The following is a 12694-nucleotide window of genomic DNA, read 5'->3' on the forward strand; positions in this document are numbered from 1 at the left end:
AGATGTTGTATTCGAGAAAATTCGTGTCATTCGTGTCAAATAAGCCATGGATTCCTGCTTTCGCAGGAATGACATCACTCCTTATCACTAAGTTGTCATTCCGCACTTGATGAGGAATCTCTCCATATCTAAAATAAGATGCTGAAACCAGTTCAACATGACGACTTGCTTCCATATTTATGTCACATCGAGCGCAGTCGAGATGTGTTTAAGTTCTCGACTCCGCTCGAACTGATATATCTAATTATTCCTTCACCGTTGGATATTCCACCCCTAACTGCTCCAAATAGCTGTCGTATTTGGTTTCGTCGTAATAGTACTCTTCCAATGCAGGTCTAAACATATCCTGCTTGTCCTTGTTCAAGAACGTTGGTGGCATGTCATCTGCAGAAATCATGGGCTCGTATTTGGTTTCCTTGGTCTGTTCGTTATTGAAGTAGTCCCAAGCTTGGGTCAACAATTCAGGTTTTAGCAAGAAATCCATAATGGTCATAGCTTCTGCTTTTGCGCCCGCTGTAGCTCCTTTGTGTGCAATCGGGGTCGCCATAGCAATGGCATTGGCCCAGTGATGTCCTGGCAACCCCGGTATGTTGGATGGAAAACGCATGGTTACCGTAGGGACTTTCCACGAAATATCTCCAATATCATCAGAACCCCCACTCACAGGTTCCAAAACAGGAAGTCCCAATTTGGACAATTCCGTGGGCAATCCTTCTATTTTTTTGGATTTCATTTCCGTTTGCACGGCCTTGGCCAGCTTTTGGTCTGCATCCGACCATGTAGGCAGACCAACTTCTTTGATATTTTCATACATGGTCTCCGCGATCACCTTGTTAAAGTGTCTAGGCCATGCGGTACCCAACACGCGGGAAGTCATTTTGGTTCCAGTCATCATTGCAGCACCTTTGGCAATATCGTTGGCTTCTGCATACATTTCCATAATACCTTCGTAGGTAACGTCCCTAAAATAGAACCAAATAGCTGCTTTGGATGGCACCACATTGGGCTGGTCGCCCGCATCGGTAAAAATGGAATGGGAACGCTTCAACGGGTGAAGGTGTTCTCTCTTGTAATTCCATCCCACATTCATAAGCTCAGCGGCATCCAAGGCACTACGTCCCCTCCAAGGCGCTCCAGCAGAATGTGCCGCTTCACCTTCAAACAAATACTCCACAGAAATAAGGCCAGTTCCTCGAGTAGGCCCCCAAGAAACACTCAGGTTACTACTAACATGGGTAAAAATGCACATGTCAATATCATCAAAAAGGCCGTCGCGTACATACCACGCTTTGGCAGCGACCAATTCCTCGGCAATTCCTGGCCATAGAATTAAAGTTCCTCCAATACCCTCTTTTTCCATCACTTCTTTGACAGCTAATGCAGAGGTAATATTCAACGGTATTCCCGAATTGTGCCCTTCACCATGACCAGGAGCTCCTTCAACGATAGGTTTATGATATGCTACGCCTGGGTATTGCGATGCTTTGGGAATACAATCCACATCACTACCTAAAGCAATTACAGGACCTTCCCCGTTGTTCCACGTAGCGAACCATGCGGTAGGAATATTGGAAATGGAATGTTCAATGGTAAAACCGTTATCTTCCAAGATGCCAGTAAGGTATTTGGAACTTTCCTCTTCTTGGAACCCCAGTTCGGCAAAACTGAAAATTTTGTCCACCATTACCTGTGTCTGCTTTTTATTGGCTTCCACTAAGGCTTCTACTTCGGCCTTGAATTTTTTGATTTGACTTTTTGAGTATTTTTTTTGTGCAATCGAAGAAGTTACTCCTGCAAAAAGCATAATCCCGCACAATAGGATGTTGGTAGTTTTCATAAGGTTGGTTTTGAGTTAGCTATATTTCTTCCAAGATAGGAAAAGTTGCTTAACTTACTCGATAATCGAGATTTAAATGCTCCGAGGCTTGCCTCGAAACAAAATGTGTTTTCCCACCAATGCCTCGTGGGCTTGCCCCCAGGGTAGTTTTATGCCCAAAGGTATTTGACCTACCGTTTTTAGTGAATTGACAAAATCATTGAACAAAATTTTGAGCAAAACCACAATGAACCCGCAAAAAAATATCAAGCTGTTTGCCCAACACTGTTTTCCCGATATAAAAAATTGAATGTCCGCAATGTGTCATAATATTACCAACGTCACCCTGAACTTGATTCAGGGTCACATAAAGATGCTCATGTTCAGCAGGATGAGATGTTGAAACAAGTTCAACATGACGCCAAAAACATCATTATGACATTAAACGGACAATCAGTTATAAAAATCCAATCATTAGATGTTCCTAATAATGTTTCTTATAAGATGCCTGAAAAAATTATTCCAATTCCAATCATCCTCAAACAAGCCAATCAAAATAATGAGAACAATCAGAAATACAATTACAAGTGCTTGATTCCTATAATTTGTTCTTTTTTTCCCTTCCATCCAAGTGATTGTTTAAAACCCCATCAAATATATACGAATGCGCTTCGCGCAAGGTGGTGAATTGACGGATGCCCCTTTCCAATTGACAAATCCACTATCAACACCACTTAGTTAACAAAACGCTTGTGTAGTTGGATGAATTACGGAGCAAAATCGTATTTTTGCACTTTCTTAAACCGTTCAACGCAAAGATTGTATGATCCATTTTTTTGGGGACAAGGCGACCAAGGTTTTTGCCGTCCAAACCGCTCAGGAAATCACTCAGGAAGATAGTAATAAACTGACATGGTTGTTTGGCAACCAGCCTAAGATTGAAGCGGCGTCTCTCGACGCCTTTTTTGTTGGCCCACGTGCCGCCATGATTACGCCTTGGAGCACAAACGCTACCGAAATCAGCCAAAATATGGGCATCACTGGAATTATCCGTATTGAGGAATTCCAAGCGGTAACGGAAGACTTTACCGATTTTGATCCGATGCTTTCCCAAAAGTATAGCGGGTTGGGACAAGATATTTTCACGATCAACATCGTCCCAGAGGCTATCCAAGAGATTGATGACATTGCTGCGTACAATGATAAGGAAGGATTGGCCCTAAGTGAAGAAGAAGTTGAATATTTGGAAGGACTCGCCAAGAAATTGGGACGCAAGTTGACGGATTCCGAAGTATTTGGCTTTAGTCAGGTGAATTCCGAGCATTGCAGGCACAAAATTTTCAATGGCACCTTTGTGATTGATGGAAAGGAAAAACCCTCTTCCTTATTCAAATTGATCAAAAAGACATCAGAAGCGAACCCAAACGATATTGTTTCAGCCTACAAAGACAACGTCGCCTTTATAAAAGGGCCAAAAGCTGTTCAGTTTGCACCGAAAAGTGCGGACAAACCCGACTTTTATGAAGAAAAAGAGTTTGATTCCGTACTGTCGCTAAAAGCGGAGACCCATAACTTCCCTACTACTGTGGAGCCTTTTAATGGTGCTGCCACGGGTTCTGGTGGAGAAATCAGGGACCGTTTGGCAGGAGGGAAAGGTTCACTCCCTTTGGCGGGAACCGCTGTTTATATGACCTCCTATTCCCGATTGGAGGAAAACCGTCCATGGGAAAAAGGAATGAAAGAACGGGATTGGTTGTACCAGACTCCAATGGATATCTTGATCAAGGCGTCGAATGGAGCGTCCGATTTTGGGAACAAATTTGGACAACCGTTAATTGCCGGTTCCGTGCTTACATTTGAGTATGATGAATCTAAAGATATCTCGACTGCGCTCGACATGACACCTCGAAAACTGGGTTTTGACAAGGTGATTATGATGGCTGGAGGTATTGGTTATGGTAAAACCGACCAAGCCTTGAAAGATACGCCCAAGAAAGGGGACAGAATAGTTGTTCTAGGTGGAGACAACTACCGTATCGGGATGGGCGGAGCTGCCGTTTCCAGTGCAGATACTGGAGAATTTAGTTCCGCCATTGAACTGAATGCCGTGCAGCGTTCCAACCCAGAAATGCAAAAAAGAGCCTCGAACGCCGTTCGCGGTTTGTTTGAAAGTCGTGACAACCCCATTGTTTCCATTCACGATCACGGAGCAGGCGGACATTTAAACTGTCTGTCCGAATTGGTTGAAGTAACGGGTGGAACCATTGATACGGATAAGTTGCCCGTTGGAGATCCTACGCTTTCCAAAAAAGAATTGATAGGCAATGAGTCCCAAGAACGCATGGGATTGGTTATCGGTGAAAAGGATTTGGATTTGTTGAACCGCGTTTCGGCACGAGAACGTTCTCCAATGTACAATGTTGGCGAGGTCACGGGCGACCATACGTTTAAATTCACTTCGGGTGAAACTGGTGAAACCCCAATGAATCTGGAGCTTTCCGATATGTTCGGAAGTTCTCCCAAAACCATTATGGCGGATAAAACTGCTCAGCAAAAATACCCAGCGCTAGCCTATTCTTTAGAACATTTCCATGATTATTTGGAGCAAGTGCTGCAATTGGAAGCCGTAGGCTGTAAAGATTGGCTGACCAATAAGGTGGATCGTTGTGTAGGCGGACGCGTTGCAAAGCAACAATGCGTAGGACCATTGCAATTGCCTTTGAACAATTGCGGCGTAATGGCCCTCGATTTTAAAGGAAAAGAAGGGATTGCAACCAGTATTGGCCACTCTCCTATCTCTGCCTTGATCGATCCTGTTGCCGGTAGTAGAAACAGCGTAGCGGAAGCCTTGACCAACATTGTTTGGGCTCCATTGAAAGATGGTTTAAAATCAGTATCCCTATCAGCGAACTGGATGTGGCCCTGCAGAAATCAAGGAGAGGATGCTCGATTGTATTCCGCCGTGGAATCCGTATCGGAGTTTGCCATAGATTTAGGTATCAACATACCCACTGGAAAGGATTCGCTTTCCATGAAGCAAAAGTACAAAGATGGGGAGGTATTATCTCCCGGGACAGTAATCGTTTCTGCTGGTGCAAACTGCAACAACATAACCCAAGTGGTAGAACCCGTTTTGCAAAAAGATGGTGGGGATATCTACTACATCAACCTATCCAAGGACAGTCACAAATTGGGTGGTTCTTCCTTTGCACAGATTTTGAACGGTATTGGTGATGAAGCTCCATCTGTTTTGGATGCCGATTATTTTAAAACCGTATTCAACACCTTACAGAAACTCATCAAAGACGGTCAAATTTTGGCGGGTCACGATGTGGCTTCAGGCGGATTGATCACTACGTTTTTGGAACTTTGCTTTGCAGATAATGATTTGGGTGCCCAATTGGATTTATCAGCCTTGGGCGAACAGGATATCATCAAACTATTGTTTTCTGAAAACATTGGGGTGGTGTTTCAAGCCAAAGATGCTTCGGTGGAAAAAGTATTGTCAGCATCAGGTGTGGAATTTACCAAAATCGGTGTTCCAATAACAGAAAGCACCTTGAAAATCAAAAATAATGGTATTGAAATAGGATTGAACATTAGCTCTTTGCGCGATACTTGGTTCAAAACATCCTATTTATTGGACAACAAACAGACCGCCAATGGTTTGGCCAAAGACCGATATGATAACTACAAGAATCAACCATTGCAATATATTTTCCCTAAAAAATTTGACGGGAAACTCCCGGTGGCTTCGACTCCGCTCAGCCCACGACCCAAAGCGGCCATTCTACGCGAAAAGGGAAGCAATTCCGAACGAGAAATGGCAAACGCCATGTATTTGGCCGGTTTTGATGTAAAAGATGTACACATGACCGACCTTATCACGGGTAGGGAAACTTTGGAAGATATACAGTTTATCGGTGCCGTTGGTGGTTTCTCCAACTCGGATGTATTGGGAAGTGCAAAAGGTTGGGCAGGTGCCTTCAAGTACAATGAAAAAGCCAATAAGGCTCTAAAAGATTTCTTTGCCAGACCCGATACCCTATCCGTTGGGATTTGTAATGGTTGTCAATTGTTTATGGAATTGGACCTCATCAACCCAGAGCATGGCACTCATGGCAGAATGACCTACAATGACTCACATAAACACGAGAGCAATTTTACCTCGGTAAAAATTCAAAAGAACAACTCTGTAATGCTTTCCAACATGGCAGGAACCACGCTCGGGGTTTGGATAAGTCATGGAGAAGGCAAATTCAGTCTACCGCATAGCGAAGACCAATACCATATTGTGGCCAAATATGGTTATGAGGCGTATCCCGCCAACCCCAACGGAAGCGATTACAACACCGCCATGCTTTGTGATAAAACGGGGCGACATTTAGTGACTATGCCACATATTGAGCGATCTACATTCCCTTGGAACTGGGCTCACTATCCAAAGGATAGAATCGATGAAGTATCGCCTTGGTTAGAGGCTTTTGTGAATGCACGGGAATGGTTGGAAAACTTGGAAGATTAGCATTATTCGTCTCGTTTAAAGGTGATTAATTGGGGATTTTTCAAAATTTACCTGAGGTAATTGTTAAATCTGTTTCATAGTTATGGTCTGATTTGCTATTTTGCAATCGCTTAACATATAACTTACTATGCAGACTGTTACCCGATTATTTGATTTCCCATACTATCAACTTGAAAAATACCCCTTAGAAAAATCATTGGTCACCAAAAGTGACGGTACATGGATAGCTACATCCACACAACAGTACATTGACAAAGCCAATGCCGTGAGCAGGGCCTTACTTCGGATGGGCGTTAAGCCCAACGACAAAATTGCTGTGATTTCCATGACCAACCGAACGGAATGGAACATTGTGGATATTGGAATTCTTCAAATTGGGGCGCAGAACGTACCCATTTACCCTACCATTTCCGAAGAAGATTATGAGTATGTCCTTAACCATTCCGAAGCAAAATATTGTTTTGTTTCCTGTGGCGAAGTGTTGGAAAAGGTCTTGTCCATAAGCTCAAAAATTGACAAGCTGGAAGAGATTTATTCCTTTGATGAGCTGGATAATTGCAAAAACTGGAAAGAGGTCTTGGAATTGGGAACCGATACATCTAACCAAAATGATGTCGGAAAATTAAAAGATGCCGTTAAGCCTGATGACCTTGCTACCCTCATATATACTTCCGGCACCACAGGAAGACCAAAAGGGGTTATGCTATCTCACAACAATATAGTTTCCAACGTGGTCGATAGCCAAGTTAGGGTTCCTTTCGAAACGGGTGGAACTGCCCTCAGTTTTTTGCCTGTTTGCCACATCTTTGAGCGTATGATCCTTTACCTCTATCAATATTGCGGTGTAGAAATTTATTTTGCTGAAGGGCTGGACAAAATCAGTGATAATGTGAAAGAGGTGAAACCCCACGTGATGAGTGTTGTTCCCCGATTGCTGGAGAAAGTCTATGACGCCATTATTGCCAAGGGAACCAATTTAACTGGCATAAAAAAGAAATTATTTTTCTGGGCTGTGGAAGTAGGGCTCAAATTTGAGCCTTACGGTGCAAACGGCTGGTGGTACGAGAAAAAACTTGGGCTTGCCCGTAAATTGATATTTAGCAAATGGAAAGAAGGTCTCGGCGGCAATCTATCCGTTATGGTTTCCGGCAGTGCCGCACTTCAACCAAGGCTCGCCAGAATTTTTGCCGCAGCGGAGATGCCCGTAATGGAAGGCTACGGACTTACGGAGACCTCGCCCGTAATTGCTGTAAACGACCAACGCAACAAAGGTTGGAAAATTGGCACCGTTGGGAAAATGATCGATAACGTAGAAGTGAAAATTGCCGAGGACGGGGAAATTCTTTGCAAAGGCCCAAATGTAATGATGGGCTATTACAAAGACCCCGAAAAAACGGCCGAGGTAATGACAGGTGCCTATTTCCACACGGGTGACATTGGTGAGATTGATGCAGAAGGTTTTTTGCGCATTACCGACCGTAAAAAAGAGATGTTCAAAACCTCTGGCGGAAAATATGTAGCTCCGCAGTTATTGGAGAATCGTTTTAAGCAATCCAGATTCATCGAGCAGATCATGGTGGTCGGCGAAGGTGAAAAAATGCCAGCAGCCTTGATTCAGCCTAATTTTGAATTTGTAAAGGAATGGGCCAAGCGACATCATATTGACTTGGGATCAAATGATGAATTGGTCAAAAACGAAAAGGTGATTGCCCGTATGCAGGAAGAAGTGGATTGGGCCAACCAAGAATTCGCCAAGTGGGAAAAAGTAAAACAGTTTAGACTTACCCCAGATGTGTGGAGCGTGGAAGAAGGCCACCTTACCCCCACCATGAAACTAAAACGCAAGCCCGTTAAGGAAATGTATCTGGATTTATACAATGATATCTACGAACATTGATCAATTAGCAATGGGCAATAATTACTGATTAACTGTCATTTCGAACGGATGTGAGAAATCTCATTTACAGTTAATATATTCAATTAACAATGTTCCAAAAATGGCTGTCATTCTGAACGAAAAGAAGAATCTATTGACTTTTGAGTTACCAGCAATAAAAAAACCAACGGATTGCCGTTGGTTTTTTCTATAGAACCATTCCAATTTAAAGTTTACAATCTACTCCACCATTATCCCAAAGATACCAACCATAAACACTTTCCAATGCACCTCTAGCAAATTCCACTTCATCATTTATACAATATGACAACCCTGAAGCTCCTAAGGTAATATCATGTTGAACCCCAGTATTTAACCAACCTACAAGTGTATTTCCGTAGTTTTCAGGGGACATGCCTGAACCTTCTAGCATATGATGCATATTAATCACATTATTTATGTTCCAATCGGCGAGATCTCTATTAAAACTCTCTGAAAATTGAAACATTCCGCCCATATACATGACATTACCCACATTCCATTCACTAATATCCTTATCAAAAGCTTCGGCATCGGAAAACATCAGGGTCATATCCTTGACTGAGCTTACGTTCCAGTTATTCAAATTTTGATTGAATAAGTCCGCACCATTAAACATACTATTCATGCTCTCAACTTTGCCCACATCCCATTCACTTATATCCCCATTAAAAGATGAATAACTGAAAAGACCTTTCATGTTCACAACATTTTTCACATCCCATTTATCAACCGTCAGTTTATCAGATCTAGTCCCGTGAAAAACTGATTCCATATCTGTGATATTACTCACATTCCAATCATTGAGATTCGCTCCAGAAAACTTACCTGCTCTCTTGAACATATTTCTGATTGTTGTGATTTTCGTCAAACCCGGGGCATCCATTGCGTTATATTCCAAGTTTTTACAATTTTCAAAGGCTGACTCCAGGCTTTCCCATTGATTTGCCCCCCATTGCTCTAGCGATATCAAATATGATGCATAATAGATATTGGTTAAAAACCTGTCAATTTTAATAGATGGAAATTTTCCTTTTATAGCCACTGTATAAACACCAACATCCTTGTATGTATGCGCAGGGTTGCCATTCTTCAAGTTTTCAATAGTACCATCACCCCAGTCAATAGTATAATCAAAAATTTGTTCAACCTCATCGTTGGTTCCGATTGAAATCATATCATTTTTATTAACTGTTTTCCATATAGTGACAAAAGAATCCAGGTCATCAGCCAAAGAATTAGTTTTTACTTCCACCGGACTTTCTTCCTTACCACAGGACCATAGGAAAACAAGCGAAATAATCGCCAAAAATAAATTTTTGGTATTCATAGTTAATGTTTAAGTGAATCGTATTTTCACAATATCCAATTTTCACGCTATTATTGAACCCACGATCTGACCGTTGACCCTTTTGAATTGACGTGTGGGACAATCATTTCAATTTTTATTCAAAAACACATATACTTAACCTAAATTTATTATGCATGCATAATAAATTTTCATATATTTGAGAACACCAAACTGGTTCCATGAAAGATTTGACCATTGATTACGCCCTTAGGGCCACTTGGCAGGCTGTTAGCAAAATGTACAATGAGGAAGCGAAAAACTATGGGCTTACAATGGCCATTGGATTTACCTTACTGAGTATTGACCCAAAAGGAGGTACACCAAGTACCACATTGGGGCCCAAAATGGGGATGGAAGCAACGAGTTTATCAAGGATTTTAAAGAATATTGAGCAAAAAGGATACATACAACGTAAACGTAACCCAAAAGATGGCCGTGGTGTTCTGATTTATTTGACTCCGCTGGGTTTGGAAAAACGGGGAGAATCCAAAGAAGTAGTATTGCGTTTCAACGAAGTGGTAAAAGAACATACCTCTCAAGAGGATTTGGTGGGCTTTTTTAGAGTCATTGAAACCATTAACAAGCTTATTACAGACAAAAAGGTTTACATAAAAACAACTAATAATTAAATTACAAATTCGCACATGAAAAGGCATATAAACAAAGTTGCCGTAATCGGTTCCGGAATTATGGGAAGTGGCATTGCATGCCATTTTGCGAACATTGGGGTCGAGGTGTTATTGTTGGATATTGTTCCCCGTGAACTTACCGACAAGGAAAAGGCCCAAGGACTTACCTTGGAAGATAAAGCAGTCCGTAATCGTTTAGTGAACGATTCATTTACATCCGCACTAAAATCCAAACCATCCCCTATTTACCACAAAAAATTCGCTGATCGCATTACCACCGGAAACATGGAAGACGATATTTCCAAAGTGGCCGAGGTCGATTGGATCATTGAAGTGGTAGTAGAACGATTGGACATCAAGAAACAGGTGTTGGAAAATCTGGACAAGCACCGCACACTGGGAACACTTATCACTTCCAACACATCGGGAATCCCTATTCGGTTTATGAGCGAAGGGAGAAGTGAGGATTTCCAAAAGCATTTCTGCGGAACCCACTTTTTCAACCCTGCAAGATATTTGAAACTCTTCGAAATCATTCCTGGGCCCAAAACCTCCAAAGACGTTCTGGAATTCCTAAACGGATATGGCGAGCAGTTCCTGGGTAAAACCTCGGTGGTTGCCAAGGACACCCCCGCCTTTATCGGAAATAGAATCGGAATCTTTAGCATTCAAAGTCTTTTCCATGCCGTAAAAGAAATGGGTATGACGGTGGAAGAAGTCGATAAATTGACGGGGCCGGTAATTGGCAGGCCTAAATCCGCCACCTTCCGTACCGTAGATGTTGTGGGACTGGACACCCTTGTGCACGTAGCCAATGGAATCAGTGAAAACTGTAAGGACGATGAACGTCACGAATTGTTCCAGTTGCCGGATTTTATCCAAACCATGATGGACAACAAATGGTTGGGAAGTAAATCAGGACAAGGTTTCTATAAAAAAATTAAAGGAGACGATGGCAAGAGCGAAATCCTAACCCTGGATTTGGACACGATGGACTATCGTTCCAAAAAAAGTGCAAAATTCGCCACTTTGGAACTCACCAAAACCATTGATAAAGTGATTGACCGTTTCCCTGTTTTGGTTGACGGAAAAGATAAAGCCGGAGAGTTCTACAGAAAAAGTTTTGGAGCACTTTTCGCCTACGTTACCCACCGTATTCCAGAAATCACGGATGAATTATACAAAATTGACGATGCCATGAAGGCTGGATTTGGCTGGGAACACGGACCATTCCAAATTTGGGATGCCGTTGGGCTCGAAAAAGGTCTTGAATTCATCAAGGCCGAAGGTTTGGAAGCCGCTTCTTGGGTTACTGAAATGAAAGATGCAGGAATTGATTCTTTCTATACCATAAAAGAAGGTAATACCTACTTCTACGATATTCCTAAAAACCTGCCTGCCAGCAAGGCAGGGACCATGGAAAAAGTACCAGGTCAGGATGCGTTTATCATTTTGGACAATATCAGAAAAACCAAAGAAGTCTTCAAAAACAGTGGTGTTGTTATCGAAGATTTGGGTGATGGAATCCTGAACTGTGAGTTCCAATCCAAAATGAACACCATTGGGGGCGATGTATTGGCTGGCTTGAACAAGGCCGTAGATCTAGCTGAAAAAGATTTTGCAGGATTGGTTATTGGTAATCAAGCTGCGAATTTCTCCGTTGGTGCCAATATCGGCATGATTTTTATGATGGCCGTGGAGCAAGAATATGATGAGCTGAACATGGCCATCAAAATGTTCCAAGATACCATGATGCGGATGCGATACTCCTCCATTCCAACCGTTTCCGCTCCCCACGGTATGACTTTGGGCGGTGGATGCGAACTTTCACTACACGCTGATAAAGTGGTGGCCGCTGCCGAAACCTATATTGGTTTGGTGGAGTTTGGTGTTGGGGTAATCCCTGGCGGAGGCGGTTCCAAGGAAATGGCGCTTCGTGCCTCGGACACTTTCAGAAAGAATGATGTAGAATTGAATGTATTGCAAGAGTATTTCCTGACCATCGGAATGGCCAAAGTATCAACCTCAGCATACGAAGCCTTTGATTTAGGCATCTTACAAAAAGGAAAAGACGTTGTAGTGGTCAACAAAGACCGTCAGATTGCAACAGCAAAAGCACACGCCAAGCTTATGGCCGATGCAGGCTACACCAAACCTATTAAGCGCAAGGATGTTAAGGTGCTTGGAAAACAGGCTTTGGGTATGTTCTTGGTAGGAACGGACTCTATGGAAGCTGGACATTACATTTCGGAACACGACAAAAAGATTGCCGATAAACTGGCCTATGTAATGGCGGGCGGCGACCTTTCTGAAGCGACAATGGTAACCGAACAATACCTTTTGGATTTGGAACGAGAAGCATTTTTATCGCTTTGTACCGAAAGAAAGACTTTGGAACGTATCCAACACATGTTGAAGACAGGGAAACCACTAAGAAATTAGATTTTGGACAACTAGA

General features: G+C 42.5%; 6 protein-coding genes. 4 read left to right on the plus strand and 2 right to left on the minus strand.

Annotated elements, in window-relative coordinates; translation table 11 throughout:
• Window positions 1-244: 244 nt before the first annotated feature.
• Window positions 245-1837: a zinc-binding metallopeptidase family protein gene (locus MURRU_RS00455; RefSeq protein WP_014031435.1), complete on the minus strand. Its 1593-nt coding sequence runs from the start codon at window positions 1835-1837 to the stop codon at window positions 245-247.
• Between the two features lie 802 nt (window positions 1838-2639).
• On the opposite strand from MURRU_RS00455, the gene purL reads away from it, so the two are divergent.
• Window positions 2640-6341: a phosphoribosylformylglycinamidine synthase gene (purL, locus tag MURRU_RS00460; RefSeq protein ID WP_014031436.1), complete on the plus strand. Its 3702-nt coding sequence runs from the start codon at window positions 2640-2642 to the stop codon at window positions 6339-6341.
• Window positions 6342-6468: 127 nt separating this feature from the next.
• Window positions 6469-8238: an AMP-dependent synthetase/ligase gene (locus MURRU_RS00465; protein ID WP_014031437.1), complete on the plus strand. Its 1770-nt coding sequence runs from the start codon at window positions 6469-6471 to the stop codon at window positions 8236-8238.
• Between the two features lie 205 nt (window positions 8239-8443).
• Here the strand turns inward: MURRU_RS00465 and MURRU_RS00470 are convergent, their stop codons facing one another.
• The gene (locus tag MURRU_RS00470; RefSeq protein ID WP_014031438.1) at window positions 8444-9586 is read right to left on the minus strand and encodes a BspA family leucine-rich repeat surface protein; all 1143 of its coding nucleotides are present in this window, start codon (window positions 9584-9586) and stop codon (window positions 8444-8446) included.
• 200 nt (window positions 9587-9786) lie between these two features.
• On the opposite strand from MURRU_RS00470, the gene MURRU_RS00475 reads away from it, so the two are divergent.
• Both MURRU_RS00475 and MURRU_RS00480 read left to right on the plus strand, forming a co-directional pair.
• Window positions 9787-10236, plus strand: a complete 450-nt coding sequence (locus MURRU_RS00475; RefSeq protein WP_014031439.1) for a MarR family winged helix-turn-helix transcriptional regulator — start codon at window positions 9787-9789, stop codon at window positions 10234-10236.
• Window positions 10237-10251: 15 nt separating this feature from the next.
• Window positions 10252-12678, plus strand: coding sequence for a 3-hydroxyacyl-CoA dehydrogenase/enoyl-CoA hydratase family protein (locus MURRU_RS00480; RefSeq protein WP_014031440.1), 2427 nt, complete (start codon window positions 10252-10254; stop codon window positions 12676-12678).
• Window positions 12679-12694: the final 16 nt, after the last annotated feature.

Origin of the sequence: Allomuricauda ruestringensis DSM 13258, from assembly GCF_000224085.1 — a bacterium.
Classification (GTDB): domain Bacteria; phylum Bacteroidota; class Bacteroidia; order Flavobacteriales; family Flavobacteriaceae; genus Flagellimonas; species Flagellimonas ruestringensis.

Bases quoted from the DNA above. Each gene is read 5' to 3' on its own strand.
- MURRU_RS00455 (WP_014031435.1), bottom strand. From the start codon at position 1,837: ATGAAAACTACCAACATCCTATTGTGCGGGATTATGCTTTTTGCAGGA.
- purL (WP_014031436.1), top strand. From the start codon at position 2,640: ATGATCCATTTTTTTGGGGACAAGGCGACCAAGGTTTTTGCCGTCCAA.
- MURRU_RS00465 (WP_014031437.1), top strand. From the start codon at position 6,469: ATGCAGACTGTTACCCGATTATTTGATTTCCCATACTATCAACTTGAA.
- MURRU_RS00470 (WP_014031438.1), bottom strand. From the start codon at position 9,586: ATGAATACCAAAAATTTATTTTTGGCGATTATTTCGCTTGTTTTCCTA.
- MURRU_RS00475 (WP_014031439.1), top strand. From the start codon at position 9,787: ATGAAAGATTTGACCATTGATTACGCCCTTAGGGCCACTTGGCAGGCT.
- MURRU_RS00480 (WP_014031440.1), top strand. From the start codon at position 10,252: ATGAAAAGGCATATAAACAAAGTTGCCGTAATCGGTTCCGGAATTATG.